Raw genomic sequence first — 18,618 nt, 5'->3', positions numbered from 1 at the left:
CATGAAGCACATCGCACACGCCTGCCTGGCAGCCATCGCCGGGTTGGCGTTCAGCGCCGCCACCCAGGCACAGCAGCCTTTTCCTACCAAGCCGGTGCGGGTGGTGATCGGCTTTCCCGCAGGCGGCCCGCTGGACCAGCATGCCCGCCTGCTCACCGACAAACTCCAGGGCGTGCTCGGCCAGCCCATTATCGTTGACTACAAGCCCGGTGCTGGTGGCGCGGTGGGCGCGCAAGATGTCATGAAGGCGCCGGCCGATGGCTACACCCTGATGCTGGCCAACACCGGTGTGATGGTGATCAACCCTGCGCTCTACCCCAAGCTGCCCTACAGCACGCTGAAGGATTTTACCCCTGTGGCGCGCACGGCCATGCAGCCATTGGCCTTGCTGGTCAACAACAAGGTGCCAGCCAAGAATCTGCAGGAGTTCATTTCCTACGCCAAGGCCAACCCGGGCAAGGTCAACTTTGGCTCGGCGGGCAATGGCGGCATCAGCCATCTGGTGCCCGAGATGTTCAAGAGCGCCACCGGTCTGGATCTGGTGCACATCCCTTACAAGGGAAGTGCCCCCGCCTTTACCGATCTGGTGGGTGGCCAGGTGCAGTTCATGGCCGAGAGCATTCCGCAGGCCGCCGCTTACCACAAGCAGGGCAAGGTGCGTGCGCTGGCCGTCACCAGCAAGGAGCGCAACCCGGCACTGCCCGAGGTGCCCACGGCCATTGAAAGCGGGCTGCAGGGCTTTGAGGTGGTGGGTTTCTATGGCTTTCTTGCGCCCGCTGGTACGCCCAAAGCGGTGGTGGACAAGCTCAGCGCCGCCTTTGGCCAGGTGATGCAGATGCCCGATGTGCGCGGGCGCATGGTGGAGCAGGGCGCCGACCCGGCCTTCCTTGGTGCAGAGGCCTTCCAACAGTTCCTGACCGGCGAAATGCCGCGCTGGGCCGAGGCGGTGAAGGCCTCGGGCACCAAGATGGACTGAGGCGCATCGCGCGCAAAAAAGCCCGGCATGGCCGGGCTTTTGTCTGGCGGTCAGCCAGTGATGGCTGCGATGGCTTTACAGCAGCGGGCCATCCTGGGCCGGGCTGAACAGGTCCACCCGGTCGGTGATGATGCCGTCGGTGCCCAGGTCGATCAGGCGCTGGGCGGCCCATTCGTCGTTGACCGTATAGCTGCTGCAGCGCAGGCCTGCGGCATGGACCTTGGCCACCAAGGCGGCATCCCAGAGTGCATGGTTCAGCACCAGCGCCTGGCAGTCCAGCTCCAAGGCCAGCTGCAGCTCGGCCTCGCCGCTGCCATCGGCCAGCTTGTCCACCAGCAGGCCGCGTGGGATATGCGGCGCCACTTCGCGTGCGCCGCGCAGTGAATCGGCCTTGAACGAGGTAAAGAGCGGCGGCACGACGGTTTGCGGCCAGATGCGGTTCATTAGCGCGCCGCTGGCACGGCCGGTCTCCAGCTCCTGGCCGGGCGTGGGCTTGATCTCGACATTAAGGAAAAGGTGGTTGGCCAGGCACCAGCGGGCCAGGGCTTCCAGGGTGGGCAGGTTCTCGCCCGCATGGGCGCGGGAATGCCAGCTGCCGGCGTCGAGCTGGGCTAGCTCGCCCATGCTCAGATCGCTGCCGGTGCCTTCGGCATTGGTGGTGCGCTTGAGGTCCGCATCGTGCATCAAAAACAGCACGCCATCGCGGCTGAGCTTGGCATCGCACTCAAACATGCGGTAGCCGTGTGCAGCGCCCAGGCGGAAGGCGCTCATGGTGTTCTCGGGCGCCAGTTTGCCAGCGCCACGGTGGGCCACCCAGCGGGGATAGGGCCAGTTGGTGGAAAGCGTCATATCTATCTCGGTGCGAAAAAAGAAAAGCGCCGCAAGTGGAGCACTTGGGCGCTGGTAATCAAAAGCTCAGGGCAGAAGGAGCCAAGGCGCGGCAGGTGTGCGCATCGCCTGGCTGCAGCTTAGAGGCGCTTGCCGGTTTCCGCATCGAACCAGTGCAGGCGGTCTTCGCGGGCGCTGATGCGGGCCACTTCACCGGGCTTGGGGAAGGCTGCGCCTTCTTCCACGCGCACTGTGACTTGCTCGCCACCGACTTTGCCGTACAGCAGGCGCTCGGCACCCAGTAGTTCCACCGTTTCCACCTGGAACTCCCAGCCGCCCGAGGCCACCAGGTCGATGTGCTCGGGGCGGATGCCCAGAATCTGACCGGCCTTGCCATTCGCAGCGTTCTTCAGCAGGTTCATCGGCGGAGAGCCGATAAAGCCGGCCACAAAGGTCGACGCGGGCGTGTGGTAGACCTCTTCGGGCGTGCCGAACTGCTCGACATTGCCGCCGTTCATCACGATCATGCGCTGGGCCAGGGTCATGGCCTCGACCTGGTCATGGGTTACGAACAGGCTGGTGATGCCCAGCTCGGCGTGCAGCTTCTGGATTTCGATACGGGTCTGGCCGCGCAGCTTGGCGTCCAGGTTGGACAACGGCTCGTCAAACAGGAAGACCTGGGGCTGGCGCACGATGGCGCGGCCCATGGCCACGCGCTGGCGCTGGCCGCCGGACAACTGGCGCGGCTTGCGGTCCAGCAGGTGCGACAGTTCCAGAATCTTGGCAGCCTTGTCCACCCGGCGCTTGATCTCGTCCGGTGGCACCTTGGCGAGCTTCAGGCCATAGGCCATGTTCTCGTAGTTGCTCATGTGCGGGTAGAGCGCGTAGTTCTGGAACACCATGGCGATGTTGCGCTTGGCGGGCTCTAGGTTGTTGACGATCTTGTCGCCAATCATCAGGTCGCCGCCGGTGATTTCTTCCAGACCGGCAATCATGCGCAGCAGGGTGGATTTGCCGCAGCCCGAGGGGCCGACCAGCACGACGAATTCGCCGTCCTTGATTTCGGCGTTCACGCCATGGATGACGGGCACGGCCGACTTGCCGGTACCGTAGCGTTTGACAATGTTCTTGAGAGAGATGGAAGCCATAAGAAGGTTTCGTTGTATCGGTCAAAGATGGTGGAGGGACAAGGTGGTGTGGGATTACTTTTCGGTATCCACCAGACCTTTGACAAACCACTTTTGCATCAGCATCACCACCAGGGTGGGTGGCAGCATCGCCAGGATGGCGGTCGCCATCACGATATTCCAGTCCACAGCGGCTTCGCCGCCCGCCAGCATGCGCTTGATACCAATCACCACCGGGTACATGTCTTCCGAGGTGGTCATCAGCAGCGGCCAGAGGTACTGGTTCCAGCCGTAGATGAACTGGATCACAAACAGCGCTGCGATCGAGGTGCGCGACAGCGGCACGAGGATGTCCTTGAAAAAGCGCATCGCACCGGCACCGTCGATACGTGCCGCTTCCACCAGCTCATCGGGCACCGTCAGAAAGAACTGGCGGAACAGGAAGGTGGCGGTGGCCGACGCGATCAGCGGCAAGGTCAAACCAGCGTAGCTGTTGAGCAGGCCCAACTCGGCCACTACTTTGTAGGTGGGCAGAATCCGCACTTCAACGGGCAGCATCAGGGTGAGGAAAATCGCCCAGAAGCAGAACATCTTGAAGGGAAAGCGGAAGTAGACGATGGCAAAAGCAGACAGCAGCGAGATCGCGATCTTGCCGACGGTGATGATCATCGCCACCCAGAAGCTGACCCACATCATGTGCATGACGTTGGTGTTGGAGCCCAGCTTGCCGGAGCCAAACAGCGCGGCCTGGTAGTTTTCCCAGAGGTGGGCGCCCGGCAGCAGAGGCATGGGCGATTGCACGATGGCGTCCGCCGTGTGGGTCGATGCGATAAAGGCCAGGTACAGCGGGAAGGCCACAATCGCCACGCCGAGCACCAGCACGGCGTGCGAGAAGAAATTGAGCCAGGGATTGCGGTCAACCATGATCAGTACTGCACTTTCTTTTCAACATAGCGGAACTGAACCACGGTCAGCACAATGACGATCAGCATCAGAATCACCGACTGTGCTGCGGAGCCGCCCAGATCCAGCGCCTTGAAGCCGTCTTGGTACACCTTGTAGACGAGGATCGAGGTCGATTGGCCAGGGCCGCCTTGCGTTGCTGCATCGATGATGCCGAAGGTGTCGAAAAACGCGTACACGATGTTGATCACCAGCAGGAAGAAGGTGGTGGGCGACAGCAGCGGCAGCTGGATGTTCCAGAACCGGCGCCATGGGCTGGCACCATCGATGGACGCCGCCTCGATCAGTGCCTTGGGGATGGACTGCAGGCCCGCCAGGAAGAACAGGAAGTTATAGGAGATCTGCTTCCACACCGAGGCCATGACAATCAGCGCCATCGCCTGGTTGTCATTCATCATGTGGTTCCAGTTGTAGCCCAGCTTGCCCAGGTAGTAGGTGACCACGCCGATGGACGGCGAGAACAGGAACACCCACAGCACGCCGGCAATAACAGGCGCCACAGCGTAGGGGACGATCAGCAAGGTCTTGTAGACCATCGCAAAGCGCACGATGCGGTCGGCAAAAATGGCCAGCACCAGCGAGATGGCAATGCCAGCGCCGGCAACCAGCACCGAGAACATGGCGGTGCGCTTGAAAGAATTCAGGTAAGTGGGATCGGCGAACAGGTTGCGGAAGTTATCCAGCCCCACCCATTCGGTGCTCATGCCGAAAGCGTCTTCCATCTGGAAAGACTGCAGCACAGCCTGGCCAGCAGGCCAGAAAAAGAAAATGCCAATGACCAGTAACTGAGGTGCAATCAACACCCAGGGCAGCCATTTAGAGCGGAAAAGTACGCGTTTTTCCATGATGGGGCTCAAAAACAAAAAAACCGCCGGGGCTGCAGGCAGCCACCGGGCGATGGTTCATCAACCGCGCCACCCCACGCGTGCAGGGCGGCGCAAGTGATGAGGGGATTAAGGCTTGTACGACTTCTCGAAGCGGGCCAGCAGTTCGTTGCCGCGGCTCACGATGGAGTCCAGGGCTTCCTTGCCAGTCTTCTTGCCAGCCCAGACCTGTTCGAGTTCTTCGTCCTCGATGGTGCGGATCTGTACGTAGTTGCCCAGGCGGATACCACGCGAGTTGTCGGTGACCTTGCGGATCATCTGCGTCACGGCGGTGTCGGTGCCAGGGTTCTTTTGGTAGAAGCCGGACTTCTCGGTCAGGTCATAAGCAGCCATCGTCACAGGCAGGTAGCCGGTGCGCTGGTGCGAAGCGGCCTGCACCTTGGTTTGCGACAGGAATTCGAAGAACTTGGCCACGCCCTTGTATTCTTCGGCCTTCTTGCCCGACATCACCCACAGCGATGCGCCACCGATCACGGTGTTCTGCGGTGCGCCCTTCACATCAGGGTAGTAAGGCAGAGGTGCCAGGCCGTAGGCGAACTTGGCGTTCTTGGCCACATCGCCGTAGAAACCGGACGAGGTCTGGATCATCGCGCATTCACCGGCGGTGAACGAAGCCTGGGCGGTGGAAGCACGGCCCTTGTAGACAAACTCACCAGCCTTGGCCGCAGCGGCCAGGTTGTCGATGTGCTTGACGTGCAGCGGCGAATTGAGCTTCAGGCGGGCCTTGTAGCCGTTTGCGGACAGGCCGTTTTGCTCGCTCGCGAACTCAACGTTGTGCCAGGTGGAGAAGGACTCCAGCTGGGTCCAGCCTTGCCATGCCAGGGTCATCGGGCAGCTGTGGCCGCTTTCCTTGAGCTTCTTGGCAGCAGCGAACACTTCAGGCCAGGTGGTAGGCGCCTTTTCAGCGTCCAGACCAGCCTTTTTGAAGGCGTCCTTGTTGTAATAGAAGATGGTGGTCGAGCTGTTGAACGGGAAGCTCAGCATCTGGCCGTTAGGTGCCGTGTAGTAGCCCGCCACTGCAGGGATGTAGGCCTTGGGGTCGAAGGACACGCCGGCATCCGACATTACCTTGCCGACCGGCACGGTTGCGCCCTTGGAGGCCATCATCGTGGCGGTGCCCACTTCAAACACTTGCAGAATGTGCGGTGCATTGCCCGAGCGGAAGGCTGCAATCGCTGCCGTCATCGATTCGTCGTACACACCCTTGAAGGTGGGCACAACCTTGTATTCCTTCTGGCTGTCGTTGAACTCCTTGGCCAGGTCATTGACCCATTCGTTGTTCACGGCGGTCATGGAGTGCCACCATTGGATCTCGGTGACGGCATGGGCGGACAGGCTGGTAGTGGCTGCGATACCGGCAGCGATGACCAAACGCTTGAAGTGCATGAATGCTCCTAGGGGTTTATAAAACGCTCAAAAACGAATCGTATGTGGCGTTTGTGAATGTTCTGTGACGTTGTGGCATATCCGCGGGCTTTAAGCAACTGGGGATTGCCAGTGGCTGCCTGCACCGCATCAACAAATACAAGGCGTTACGATTGTAGTGCAGCCTTCCATCCCAATCGAGAGAAAAATGTAACCTTAGGGGCTTAGTGCTGCAGAGTTCCTGGGGTTGTCACATGAGACTGTCAAACAGTTGTGGTAAAGGTGGCTGGCGGGCTTGAAATGCTCAAATTCGATCAAATAAGAAAAAATTGGAAAAGGTTTGGCTATGTTGGGGCGCCGCGTTTGCTGCTGTGATGGCTGCAGCGCGGCGCTGTGGTGACAATGCCAGACTGCGGCGTACCATGTTTTAAAACGCGCAACCATGCGTGCAAGCCCGGTGTCATAAAATCGGTGGCCCCACAGCCAAGGATCTTCTGGAGAACCCTCGCCCCCTGGGATGGACGCGCGGATCGCCCGAGACCGCGTTCAGACCAGCGCCGAGTGTTTTGCAGAGGGTCCCTGATCCATAAAAGGGAGCGCCCGCTCCCACACAGGTCCCACACATGAACGCACCGATTGCGCTGACCAGCTTGCAAGCACGGGTTGACGGGCCCGCCCGTCTCCGCGAGATCCCCTACAACTACACCTCGTTCTCCGACCGCGAAATCGTCATCCGTTTGCTGGGTGTGCAAGCCTGGGATCTGCTGGACCAATTGCGCCAGGAGCGCAAGACGGGCCGCTCGGCACGCATGCTGTACGAGGTGATGGGCGATATCTGGGTGGTGCAGCGCAATCCCTACCTGCAAGACGACCTCTTGCACAACCCCGGCCGGCGCAAGCAGCTGGTGGAAGCATTGCAGCACCGCCTGGGCGAAGTGCAAAAGCGCCGCGCACCGGCTGAAGACCCGGCGCGTGATGCGCTGGTGGGCCAGCTGATTGCGGCCGCGCAGGTGGCGGTGTCTGAGTTCGACACCACCTTGCAAGAGGCGACCGAGCTGCGCCGCAAGGTGCTGCGCACCTTCAAGCCGCTGACCGCCAAGGACAATGTCAAGTTCGACGGCCTCTCGCGCGTGAGCCATGTGACGGATGCGACCGACTGGCGTGTGGAGTACCCATTTGTGGTGCTGACGCCCGACACCGAAGAGGAAATGGCCGTGCTGGTCAAAGCCTGTATCGGCCTGGGCCTGACCATCGTGCCGCGTGGCGGCGGCACCGGCTACACCGGTGGTGCGATTCCGCTGAGCTGGCGCAGTGCCGTGATCAATACCGAAAAGCTGGAGAAGATGTCCGAGGTGGAGATGGTCTCTCTGCCCGGTATCGACCACCCGGTGCCCACCGTCTGGTCGCAGGCGGGGGTGGTGACCCAGAGGGTGGCTGATGCGGCCGAGCGCGGCGGCTTTGTGTTTGCGGTGGACCCCACCTCGATTGAGGCCTCCTGCATTGGCGGCAATATCGCCATGAACGCCGGTGGCAAAAAGGCAGTGCTCTGGGGCACGGCGCTGGACAACCTGGCCAGCTGGCGCATGGTCACGCCCGATGCGCAGTGGCTGGAAGTCACCCGCCTGGACCACAACCTGGGCAAGATCCACGACGCCGAGATGGCCAGCTTTGAGCTGAAGTACCTGCAGGCCGATGGCAAGACCCTGGTGCGCACCGAGCGCCTGGATATCCCGGGCTACAAGTTCCGCAAGGAAGGCCTGGGCAAGGACGTGACCGACAAATTCCTCTCGGGCCTGCCGGGCATCCAGAAAGAGGGCTGTGATGGCCTGATCACCAGCGCCCGCTGGATCGTGCACCGCATGCCCTCGCATGTGCGTACCGTCTGCCTGGAGTTTTTTGGCAATGCCAAGGATGCGGTGCCCTCGATCGTCGAGATCAAGGACTATATGTTTGCCGAGCAAAAACGCTGCGGCGTGCTGCTGGCAGGGCTGGAGCACCTGGATGACCGCTACCTGAAGGCGGTGGGCTATGCCACCAAGAGCAAAAAGCATGGCGGCCTGCCCAAGATGGTGCTGTTTGGCGATATTGTTGGCGACAACCCCGATGAAGTGGCGCGCGTGACCAGCGAAGTGGTGCGCATCGCCAACTCGCGCAGCGGCGAAGGCTTTATCGCCATCAGCCCTGAGGCGCGCAAGAAATTCTGGCTTGACCGCAAGCGCACGGCGGCCATCAGCCGCCACACCAATGCCTTCAAGATCAATGAAGACGTGGTCATCCCGCTGCCGCGCATGGCCGAGTACACCGATGGCATCGAGCGCATCAATATCGAGCTGTCGCTGAACAACAAGATCAAGCTCTGCGATGCGCTGCACGCCTTCTTTGCCAAGGGCCAGCTGCCGCTGGGCAAGCAGGACGACGCCAACGACATCCCCTCGGCCGAGTTGCTGGAAGACCGCGTCGCGCAAGCGCTGGTGCTGCTGACTGACGTGCGCAAGCGCTGGCAAGGCTGGCTCGACGGCGTGGACGCGCAGTTCCGTGACCTGCAAGACCACAGCCTGCGCGCCAGCTGGAAGAGCGATCTGCGCGCACCGCTGGCCACGATCTTTGCCGGCTCCGCCTACCAGCCGATCATGGACGAGGTGGTGGCCATCCACCAGCGCGTGCTCAAGGGCCGCGTGTTTGTAGCGCTGCACATGCATGCGGGCGACGGCAATGTACACACCAACCTGCCGGTCAACAGCGATGACTATGAAATGCTGACCACCGCGCATGCGGCCGTGGCCCGCATCATGGCGCTGGCGCGCAGCCTCGATGGCGTGATCTCGGGCGAGCACGGCATTGGTATCACCAAGCTGGAGTTTCTGAGCGACGACGAACTGCGCCCCTTTGCCGAGTACAAGGCGCGTATTGATCCGCATGGCCACTTCAACAAGGGCAAGCTGCTGCGCCCCGAAGAGCGCCGCCTGCTGCTGGAGCAAACCTACGAGGGCGACAAATCGCGCAAGTCGCTGATGTATGCCGACTTGACGAATGCCTATACGCCCTCGTTCGGCCTGATGGGGCATGAGTCGCTGATCATGCAGCAAAGCCATATCGGCGCGATTGCCGACTCGGTCAAGGACTGCCTGCGTTGCGGCAAGTGCAAGCCGGTCTGCGCCACTCATGTGCCGCGCGCCAACCTGCTCTACAGCCCACGCAACAAGATCCTGGCGACCTCGCTGCTGGTCGAGGCCTTCCTCTACGAAGAGCAAACCCGCCGGGGCGTGTCCATCCGCCACTGGCAGGAGTTTGAAGATGTGGCCGACCACTGCACGGTCTGTCACAAATGCGCCACGCCTTGCCCGGTCAAGATCGACTTTGGCGATGTGACGATGCACATGCGCAACCTGCTGCGCCAGATGGGCAAGAAGAGCTTCCGTCCGGGCAACAAGGTGGCCATGGCCATGCTGAACGCCACCAACCCCGACACCATCAAGCTGCTGCGCAAGACCATGGTCGGCGTGGGCTTCAAGGCCCAGCGCCTGGCTGTGGATGTGCTCAAGGGCTTTGGCAAGCGCCAGACCGCGCACCCGCCGGCCAGCGTGGGCACCGCACCGCTCAAGGAGCAGGTGATCCACTTCGTCAACAAGAAGTTGCCCGGTGGCCTGCCCAAGCAGACGGCGCGCGCGCTGCTCGATATCGAGAACAAGGACTACGTGCCCATCATCCGGGACCCGAAGACCACGACTTCTGAGACCGAGGCGGTGTTTTACTTCCCCGGCTGCGGCTCGGAGCGCCTGTTCAGCCAGGTGGGCCTGGCCACGCAAGCCATGCTCTGGCATGCGGGTGTGCAGACCGTGCTGCCGCCGGGCTACCTGTGCTGCGGCTATCCCCAGCGCGGCTCGGGCCAGTTCGACAAGGCCGAGAAGATGATCACCGACAACCGGGTGCTGTTCCACCGTGTGGCCACCACCTTGAACTACCTGGACATCAAGACCGTGGTGGTGAGCTGCGGTACCTGCTACGACCAGCTGCAGGGCTACCAGTTCGACAAGATCTTCCCCGGCTGCCGCATCATCGACATCCATGAGTACCTGCTGGAGAAGGGCATCACCCTGCAAGGCAAGGGCGCCTACCTCTACCACGACCCCTGCCACACGCCGATGAAGCAGCAGGACGCAATGAAGACCGTGAAGGCCCTGGTGGGCGACAACGTGTTGAAGAGCGAGCGCTGCTGCGGCGAATCGGGCACCTTGGGTGTCACCCGTCCCGATATCTCGACGCAGATCCGCTTCCGCAAGACCGAGGAAATCCGCAAGGGTGAAGCCCAGCTGCGCGATGCTGGCCAGGTGGATGCCAAGGAGAACGTCAAGATCCTCACCAGCTGCCCCAGCTGCCTGCAAGGCCTCAACCGCTACCAGGATGACCTGCAAAACGGTCTGCTTGAAGCCGACTACATCGTCGTCGAGATGGCGCGCGAGATCCTGGGTGAGAACTGGATGCCCGAGTATGTGGAGCGCGCCAACCACGGCGGCATCGAGCGGGTGCTGGTATGACGGCAGCCCGCAGCGATTGCCCGCTGTGCCAAGCAGAGGGCGGACGCCTGGTTTGGCAGGGCGCCCGGGGCGGCGCGCTGCTGCGCGTTATCCATGCGGAAGAGGCCGGTTTCCCGGCCTTCTACCGCGTGGTCTGGGGCGCCCATGTGGCCGAGCTGTCGGATTTGTCGGAGGCTGAGCGCCAGTGGTGCATGGATGCGGTGATGGCCGTTGAACTGGCATTGCGCGGCATGCAGCCCGTGCCCGGCAAGATCAACCTGGCCACCCTGGGCAATATGGTGCCCCATCTGCACTGGCATGTAATTGCCCGCTATGCCGAGGACAGCCATTTCCCCGCACCCGTCTGGGCCGCTGCCCAGCGGCCACGCGATGCGCAGCATGAAGCCCTGCTGAACGCACAACTGCCCGCGGCCGAGGCCCGCATGCAGGCAGCGCTGGAACGCCTGCTTGCGGCATAATTGCTATTGTTTTTGATAGCACACCGGCGGCGCGCAGTGCCTGCAGCGCCAAGCCGGCTTGCAAAGGATTGACATGGCTGGATTGACCCGCGAGACCCCCACCCCCACGGCGCTGACCGTGCACAGCGCAAGCCGTGTGCTGGAAGTGCAATACGCCGATGGCGCGGCTTTCCGCCTGCCATTCGAGTTGCTGCGCGTGTATTCGCCTTCGGCCGAGGTGCAAGGCCACGGCCCGGGACAGGAAGTGCTGCAGACCGGCAAGCGCGAGGTGGAGATCGTGGCAGTGGAGCCGGTAGGCAACTACGCCATCAAACCCATCTTCTCGGATGGCCATGAGAGCGGCCTGTTCAGCTGGCAGTACCTGTACGAGCTGGGCAGTCGCCAGAAGGAGCTGTGGCAGGATTACCTGGACCGCCTGCAGGCCGCTGGCGCGGACCGCGACCAGCCGATTGCGCCCAAGGGCGGCAGCGCCTGCGGCCACCAGCACTGAGCTGTCGCGCCCTTGGCCGCCATTGCGGGCGCCCTGAGGCAGGAAATAGTTTGTATTTAAAGCTATCAATTTTGTAGCTTTATATCACCGTAAAATCGGGCTTTGCGCATCCAAGCACTTAAACCACATACCCCCGCATAATCCGGGGTATGGGGGTAGGACGCTGCAGAGCTTGCTAGCATTCACACTATGAGCACCACCCACTTTGGATTTGAGACAGTTGACGAGCAGGACAAGGCGCGCAAGGTGCGCGGGGTGTTCGACTCGGTCGCGAGCAAATATGACGTGATGAACGACCTGATGTCTGGTGGTCTGCACCGGGTCTGGAAGCACTACACCGTCATGGTCGCCAACCTCAAGGAAGGCCAACGGGTGCTGGATATCGCCGGTGGTACTGGTGATCTGTCGCTGGCCTTTGCGAAAAAGGTCGGCCCCAGCGGCCAGGTGGTGCACACCGATATCAACGAGGCCATGCTGCGCGTGGGCCGCGACCGCCTGATCGACAAGGGTCTGAATCTGCCCACTACGGTTTGCGATGCCGAGGCCCTGCCTTTTCCCGACCAGCATTTCGACCTGGTGAGCGTGGCCTTTGGCCTGCGCAACATGACCAATAAAGACCAGGCGCTCAAGGAAATGTGCCGCGTGCTCAAGCCGCGCGGCAAGCTGCTGGTGCTGGAGTTTTCCAAGGTGGCCAAGCCGCTGGAGAAGGCCTACGACTTGTATTCCTTCCAAGTGCTCCCACGTATAGGGCAAATGGTGGCGGGTGATGCCGACAGCTACCGCTACCTGGCCGAATCGATTCGCATGCATCCCGGCCAGGCCGAACTCAAGGCCATGATGCAAAAAGCAGGCTTTGGCCATGTGGACTACCACAACATGACGGCAGGGATTACCGCCTTGCATGTCGGGATCAAATGTTGAAAAAGTGAGATGCAATACCGGTTGCAAAGCCAGGCGCCTGCCCAGCGCCCAGCGCAATACAACACAACGGACCGAGATTGCTGAGAAGTGGGCGTGAACGTAATAGCCGGCGCAAAGGCGTACCGGCCCAAACAAAACGGAGCAAATATGACAAAACTGTGGTCAGTGGTCTTGGTGGCAATGCTGGCATTTGCGCATGTCGATGCCGATGCAAAGCGCATGGGTGGTGGCAAGTCCATGGGCCAGCAGTCCGGTAATGTGACCCAACGCCAGGCAACGCCTGCGCAAGCACCGGGCAATAATGCCACGGCGCCTGCGCAAGCCCAGCGCCCTGCGACGCCTGCGGCTGCGGCTGCCGCCCCCAAGAAACCTTGGGGCGCGATGCTGGGCGGCCTGGCTGCCGGTCTGGGCCTCGCCTGGCTGGCCCATTCGCTGGGCTTGGGTGAGGCCTTTGCCAACATGCTGTTGATTGGCCTGGCCATCATGGCCGTGCTGGCTATCGTGGGCTTTGTGATGCGCCGCAAGAGCGCTGCAGCGCAACAACCCGCGCAGTCGCCTTTCGCCTTCCAGGGTGCAGGCAATGCCGCGCCGCAAGCGCCGGTATCGGCCCCTGTTGCGCCCCAGTACAACCCTGAGAAGGTCGGCAACGACGCCTCGGCCCGTCCCTGGGAGCAAGGCGCAGCACCGGTGGCCGCCGCTGCGGGTGGCAGCATGATTGGTGCTGGTCTGGCTGGCGCGCAAAACTGGGGTGTGCCAGAAGGCTTTGATGCGAATGGTTTCCTGGAAGCGGCCAAGCGCAACTTTGTGACCCTGCAGTCCGCCTGGGACCGCTCGGATATCAACACCCTGCGCTCGATGATGACCGACGACATGCTCAACGAAGTCAAGGGCCAACTGCAGGACCGTGAGCAGCACCGCGAAGGCGTGCAGCCCAACCAGACCGATGTGGTCATGCTTGAAGCGCAGCTGCTGGGTATCGAGGATCTGGGCCATGCCTACATGGCCAGCGTCGAGTTCTCCGGCATGATCCGCGAAGAAGCCCATGCTGGCCCAAGCCCCTTCCGCGAGGTCTGGAACATGTCCAAGCCCAAGGACGGCACCAGCGGCTGGTTGGTATCAGGCCTGCAAGCTTTGCAGTAATCAAGCTTTGCAGTAAGCAAACCGTAAAACTCCACCGCTTTGCCTGTTAATGCTGACGACAGGCGGCGGACTTGGGGAATAATTGGGGACTATGGCAACACAGTCCCCTTTTTCTTTTCCGGGCGGCATTTTTGCACGCATTCTGGAGTCGGCCCAACCACCGCAATGGCTGGTGTCTGAGGTGCAGCACCGCGTGGTGCTGTTCTTGAACCATGTGCTGATGCAGGAAGAAGTCGCGATGGAGCGCCTGGTGCGCCAAAGCGGGCGCGTGGTGCAGGTGCAGTGGCGCAGCATCGTGCTGGCGCTCAAGATCACGCCCGCCGGTCTGTTGGACCTGGCTGGCATGCAAGAAACCCCCGATCTGCGCGTGCAGGTGGTCGATGACTCCCCGCTGGCGCTGGCCCGTGGCGTCATCCAGGGCGAGAAGCCCGCCATCCGCATCGATGGCGATGTGCAGTTTGCCGCCGAGATCCAGTGGCTGGTCGACCATGTGCGCTGGGATGTTGAAGAAGACCTGGCCCGGGTGGTGGGCGATACCCCCGCGCATTGGCTGGCGCAAATGGGCCAGCGTGTAGCGGCTGCGCTGCGCCAGTTTGTCAGCATGGGCGTGCGCACCGCTGACCGCTTTGGCGCCAGTGGCTTTGGCCAGCAGGCCCAGCCGCCGGCACCGCCCACGCCACCCGGCTATGGCGCAGACGGTGACACCGCCAACGAGCGCAAAGCAACATGAAGCGCTTTTTTCGGGGCTTCACCATCTTGTGGGTGGTCTGGCGCTATGGTTTGCACGACATGGTGCTGTCGAGCTTCAACCACCCCTGGCTCAAAGGCATCACACGGGTACTGCGCCTGGGGCGCAATTGGACGGAGCCACGCGGCCAGCGCCTGCGCGAGGCGTTGGAACAACTAGGCCCCATCTTTGTCAAATTTGGCCAGGTTTTGTCCACCCGGCGCGATTTGCTGCCGCCCGATATTGCCGAAGAACTGTCGCTGCTGCAGGACCGCGTTCCATCATTCGATTCACGCATCGCGGTGCAGACCATCGAGCGGGCGTTCCGCAAGCCCCTTGCCGAGGTCTTCGTCAGCTTTGACGAAAAGCCGATCGCCAGTGCCTCGATAGCCCAGGTCCACTTTGCCACCATCCGCACGCGCGAAGGCACGCTGCGCGATGTCGCCGTCAAGGTGCTGCGCCCGGGCATGCTGCCGGTGATCGACAGCGACCTGGCGCTGATGCGTACCATGGCCGAGCTGGTCGAGAAGTTCTCCGCCGATGGCAAGCGCCTCAAGCCGCGCCAGGTGGTAGCGGAGTTCGACACCTACTTGCACGACGAGCTGGACCTGATGCGCGAGGCATCCAACGCCGCCCAGCTGCGCCGCAACATGGAAGGGCTGGACCTGGTACTGATCCCGGAAGTGTTCTGGGATTTTTGCCACCAGGAGGTGATGGTGATGGAGCGCATGAATGGCGTGCCCATCAACCAGGTCGATACCCTGCGCGCTGCTGGTGTGGATATCCCCAAGCTGGCCCGCGATGGCGTGACCATTTTCTTCACCCAGGTGTTTCGCGATGGTTTTTTCCATGCGGACATGCACCCGGGCAACATCCAGGTCAGCCTGGAGCCTGAGAGCTTTGGGCGCTATATCTCGCTGGATTTCGGCATTGTTGGCACCCTGACGGAGTTCGACAAAGAGTACCTGGCGCAGAACTTCACCGCGTTCTTTCGCCGCGACTACAAGCGCGTGGCTGAGCTGCACATTGAAAGCGGCTGGGTGCCGCCCGATACCCGGGTCGATGAGCTCGAAGCCGCCATCCGTGCCGTCTGCGAGCCGTACTTTGACCGGCCGCTGAAAGAGATTTCGCTGGGCATGGTGCTGATGCGCCTGTTCCAGACCTCGCGGCGCTTCCAGGTCGAGATCCAGCCCCAGCTGGTGCTGCTGCAAAAGACCTTGCTCAATATCGAAGGCCTGGGCCGCCAGCTGGACCCGGACCTGGACCTGTGGAGCACCGCCAAGCCATTCCTGGAAAAGTGGATGCTCGACCAGATGGGGCCCCAGCGCCTGTGGCGCGAGCTCAAATCCCAGGCGCCGCGTTATGCCAAGCTGCTGCCCGACATGCCGCGCCTGGTGCACCAGTACCTGGCGCGTAATGGCAACGGTGCTGACAACGACCAGATGCTCAAAGAGCTGCTAGTGCAGCAAAAGTTGACCAACAAGCTGCTGCAGATCATCATTTGCGGTGGCATAGGTTTTGTGTTGGGGCTGGTGGTACTGCAGCTCTTCATTCGCGTCCGCATTTTCTAATCTTTAACCCCTAAGCCCTACGCTTTGCAGGAGTGACAACGTGCTGCTCTCCCTGGTGATCGCCTACCTATTCGTGACCATTGGCGTGGGTCTTTGGGCCGCCCGACGGGTGAAGAACACCGCGGATTTCGCCATTGCCGGCCGAAATCTGCCGCTGTTCATGATCATCACCACCACGTTTGCGACCTGGTTTGGCTCCGAGATCGTGCTGGGCGTGCCTGCCAAGTTCATCGAAGGGGGCTTGCGCAATGTGGTTGAAGACCCGTTTGGCGCCGGTATGTGTCTGATTCTGGTGGGCATGTTCTTCGCGGCCAAGCTCTACCGCATGAACCTGCTGACCATCAGCGACTACTACCGCAAGCGCTATGGCAGCGCGGTCGAGATCATTTGTTCACTGATCATCATGCTCAGCTACCTGGGCTGGGTGTCGGCCCAGGTCACGGCCTTGGGCCTGGTGTTCAACCTGCTGTCGGGCGGTGCGATCAGCATTGCGATGGGCATGGTGATCGGCGTGGTGTCCATCCTGGCCTATACCTTGTTTGGCGGCATGTGGTCGGTGGCGGTCACCGATTTTGTGCAGATGATCATCCTGGTGGTGGGCCTCCTGGTGCTGGCCTTCTTCGCGTCCGACATGGCCGGCGGTGCCGGCAAGGTCATCGACCTGGCCACCAGCCGCGACCTGTTCCAGTTTTGGCCTGAGCCCAGCTGGCATGACATGGTCTTCTTCTTTGCCGCTGCCATCACGATGATGCTGGGCTCGATCCCGCAGCAGGATGTGTTCCAGCGCGTGATGTCGGCCAACACCGAAAAATCAGCGGTGCGTGGCACCATCATCGGTGGCTCGGCCTATATTCTGTTTGCCTTTGTGCCGATGTTCCTGGTGGCCAGCGCGCTGATCATCATGCCCGAGGCAACGGCCAACCTGCTCAAGGACGATCCTCAGAAGGTGCTGCCCACCCTGGTGATGGAGAAGATGCCGTTTGTGATGCAGGTGCTGTTCTTTGGCGCGCTGCTGTCTGCCATCAAGTCCTGCGCATCGGCCACCTTGCTGGCGCCTAGCGTGACCTTTACCGAGAATATCTGGCGCCAGTTCCGCCCCAAGGTGAGTGACCGCGAAAACCTCAAGACCATGCGCATCAGCGTGCTGGTGTTCAGCGCCTGCGTGCTGGCCTATTCGATCCGCATGCAGGGCACCCCCATTTATGAACTGGTCTCCGGCGCCTATCAGGTGCCGCTGGTGGGCGCCTTTGTGCCGCTGGTGATGGGTCTGTACTGGAAGCGCGCCACCACCCAGGGGGCGCTGCTCGCGGTGTTCCTGGGCATCGGCGTGTGGCTGGCGGGCCTGAACATGGCCTGGGGTGCAGCCTTCCCGGCGCAGCTGGCCGGTGTGCTGGCTGCTTTCAGCGGCATGGCGGTCGGCTCCCTGGCGCCACAGCGCATTCGCAACCAGAAGACGGATGTCCAGGCCTTTGTGCCCGATGCCTCGCCTGTGGCGACGGGTACGACCGTAGCCGGCCGCTGAGCCGCAGCACACCAGCAAGGGCCCGAGGCGCTTAGCCTGTGACCCGGATCGGTTTTGCAACCCGCCTATAATCAAGAGTTTCCCTCCGTTTTCTTACACGCGCGATGCCTATTTACGCCTACAAGTGCAGTGCCTGCGGCTATGCCAAAGATGTTTTGCAGAAAATGTCGGACGCTCCGTTGACGGACTGCCCCGAGTGCAAGCAAGCCAGCTTCTCCAAGCAATTGACGGCCCCCGGGTTCCAGCTCAAGGGCACCGGCTGGTACGCCACCGATTTCAGCGGTAAATCTGCCCCTGCTGCAACCACCGCTGCCGGCGCACCGGCAGCCGCGCCTGCTGCTGATGCGGCAGCGCCCGCAGCCACGCCCGCAGCCACGCCCGCACCGGCACCCGCTGCCAGCGGCGGCACGGCGGCCTAAAAGCTGAGGGCTGAGAGCGGTGATGGCTTCCTTGCGCAAATGGTTGTTGACCGGGCTGCTGGTCATTGTGCCGGGGGTCATCACGGTCTGGGTGCTCAACTGGATCATCGGCACGCTCGACCAGACCTTGCTGATCCTGCCGCAACACTGGCAGCCTGACGAGGTCCTGGGCTACCATATTCCCGGTTTTGGCGTGGTGCTGACCTTGGCGATCCTGCTGATCGTCGGCGGCATCGCCAGCAATTTTGTCGGCCGCAAGCTCGTCTCCTGGGGCGACGCGCTGGTCAGCCGCATCCCGGTGGTGCGCTCGATCTATTCGAGCGTCAAGCAGGTCTCCGACACCTTGTTTTCCGAGAGCGGCAATGCGTTTCGCACGGCGGTGATGGTGCAGTGGCCCCAGCCGGGCATGTGGACCATCGGCTTTGTGACCGGCGCGCCCAGCGGTGAGTTGGCCCAGCACCTGCACGGCGGTCTGGACAGCGCCGAGGGCGCTTTTGTCAGCGTCTATGTGCCCACCACACCCAACCCAACGGGCGGCTACCTGGTGATGGTGCGCAAAAGCGATTGCGTTGAATTGAACATGAGCGTGGATGCTGCGCTTAAATACATCGTCTCGATGGGGGTCGTGGCTGCGCCCGATGCTCCCACGGGGTCTAAATAACTGAGAACTAAGGCACCTTTGCGGGTGCAGG

Annotated in this window: 16 protein-coding genes; 11 read left to right on the top strand and 5 right to left on the bottom strand. The window is 61.8% G+C overall.

Annotated features, from left to right (window positions below; genetic code table 11):
* The first annotated feature begins 1 nt into the window (after position 1).
* On the top strand, positions 2-976 hold the full coding sequence (locus HS961_RS21100; RefSeq protein WP_182325400.1) for a Bug family tripartite tricarboxylate transporter substrate binding protein: 975 nt from the start codon (positions 2-4) through the stop codon (positions 974-976).
* 75 nt (positions 977-1,051) lie between these two features.
* Here the strand turns inward: HS961_RS21100 and ugpQ are convergent, their stop codons facing one another.
* The 5 genes from ugpQ to ugpB all read right to left on the bottom strand — a co-directional run bounded on the left by ugpQ (position 1,052) and on the right by ugpB (position 6,164).
* Complete coding sequence (gene ugpQ / locus HS961_RS21095; RefSeq protein WP_182325399.1) at positions 1,052-1,825, bottom strand: glycerophosphodiester phosphodiesterase; 774 nt, start codon at positions 1,823-1,825, stop codon at positions 1,052-1,054.
* Between the two features lie 119 nt (positions 1,826-1,944).
* A complete protein-coding gene (ugpC, locus tag HS961_RS21090) occupies positions 1,945-2,952 on the bottom strand; it encodes a sn-glycerol-3-phosphate ABC transporter ATP-binding protein UgpC (protein WP_182325398.1) in 1,008 nt (335 codons plus the stop codon).
* A 54-nt stretch (positions 2,953-3,006) separates the two neighbouring features.
* Positions 3,007-3,855, bottom strand: coding sequence for a sn-glycerol-3-phosphate ABC transporter permease UgpE (gene ugpE / locus HS961_RS21085; RefSeq protein WP_182325397.1), 849 nt, complete (start codon positions 3,853-3,855; stop codon positions 3,007-3,009).
* Between the two features lie 2 nt (positions 3,856-3,857).
* A complete protein-coding gene (gene ugpA / locus HS961_RS21080) occupies positions 3,858-4,739 on the bottom strand; it encodes a sn-glycerol-3-phosphate ABC transporter permease UgpA (protein ID WP_182325396.1) in 882 nt (293 codons plus the stop codon).
* 108 nt (positions 4,740-4,847) lie between these two features.
* Positions 4,848-6,164, bottom strand: a complete 1,317-nt coding sequence (ugpB, locus tag HS961_RS21075) for a sn-glycerol-3-phosphate ABC transporter substrate-binding protein UgpB (protein ID WP_182325395.1) — start codon at positions 6,162-6,164, stop codon at positions 4,848-4,850.
* Between the two features lie 602 nt (positions 6,165-6,766).
* On the opposite strand from ugpB, the gene HS961_RS21070 reads away from it, so the two are divergent.
* From HS961_RS21070 to HS961_RS21025, 10 genes are all read left to right on the top strand, one after another.
* Positions 6,767-10,678, top strand: coding sequence for a DUF3683 domain-containing protein (locus HS961_RS21070; RefSeq protein WP_182325394.1), 3,912 nt, complete (start codon positions 6,767-6,769; stop codon positions 10,676-10,678).
* Positions 10,675-11,136 (top strand): HIT family protein, encoded by a 462-nt coding sequence (locus tag HS961_RS21065; protein WP_182325393.1) that lies wholly within the window; start codon positions 10,675-10,677, stop codon positions 11,134-11,136. Before HS961_RS21070 ends, HS961_RS21065 begins: the two co-directional genes overlap by 4 nt.
* A gap of 73 nt (positions 11,137-11,209) precedes the next feature.
* Positions 11,210-11,626: a gamma-butyrobetaine hydroxylase-like domain-containing protein gene (locus tag HS961_RS21060; protein WP_182325391.1), complete on the top strand. Its 417-nt coding sequence runs from the start codon at positions 11,210-11,212 to the stop codon at positions 11,624-11,626.
* A gap of 189 nt (positions 11,627-11,815) precedes the next feature.
* On the top strand, positions 11,816-12,547 hold the full coding sequence (gene ubiE / locus HS961_RS21055; RefSeq protein WP_182325389.1) for a bifunctional demethylmenaquinone methyltransferase/2-methoxy-6-polyprenyl-1,4-benzoquinol methylase UbiE: 732 nt from the start codon (positions 11,816-11,818) through the stop codon (positions 12,545-12,547).
* A gap of 147 nt (positions 12,548-12,694) precedes the next feature.
* On the top strand, positions 12,695-13,687 hold the full coding sequence (locus HS961_RS21050; protein ID WP_182325387.1) for a Tim44 domain-containing protein: 993 nt from the start codon (positions 12,695-12,697) through the stop codon (positions 13,685-13,687).
* Positions 13,688-13,778: 91 nt separating this feature from the next.
* A complete protein-coding gene (locus HS961_RS21045; RefSeq protein ID WP_238347691.1) occupies positions 13,779-14,417 on the top strand; it encodes a hypothetical protein in 639 nt (212 codons plus the stop codon).
* Positions 14,414-15,985 carry a ubiquinone biosynthesis regulatory protein kinase UbiB gene (gene ubiB, locus HS961_RS21040; protein WP_182325385.1) on the top strand — a complete coding sequence of 524 codons (1,572 nt, stop codon included), beginning with the start codon at positions 14,414-14,416 and terminating at the stop codon, positions 15,983-15,985. The genes HS961_RS21045 and ubiB overlap by 4 nt, the downstream gene beginning before the upstream one ends.
* A gap of 40 nt (positions 15,986-16,025) precedes the next feature.
* The gene (locus HS961_RS21035; RefSeq protein WP_182325383.1) at positions 16,026-17,507 is read left to right on the top strand and encodes a sodium:solute symporter family protein; all 1,482 of its coding nucleotides are present in this window, start codon (positions 16,026-16,028) and stop codon (positions 17,505-17,507) included.
* Between the two features lie 104 nt (positions 17,508-17,611).
* The gene (locus HS961_RS21030; protein ID WP_182325381.1) at positions 17,612-17,926 is read left to right on the top strand and encodes an FmdB family zinc ribbon protein; all 315 of its coding nucleotides are present in this window, start codon (positions 17,612-17,614) and stop codon (positions 17,924-17,926) included.
* A gap of 22 nt (positions 17,927-17,948) precedes the next feature.
* Entirely contained in the window at positions 17,949-18,587 is a 639-nt protein-coding gene (locus HS961_RS21025; RefSeq protein ID WP_182325379.1) for a DUF502 domain-containing protein, read from the top strand.
* The last annotated feature ends 31 nt before the right edge of the window (positions 18,588-18,618 follow it).

Origin of the sequence: Comamonas piscis, assembly GCF_014109725.1 — a bacterium.
GTDB lineage: Bacteria > Pseudomonadota > Gammaproteobacteria > Burkholderiales > Burkholderiaceae_C > Comamonas > Comamonas piscis.
This window is presented reverse-complemented; position numbering and strand designations above follow the sequence as displayed.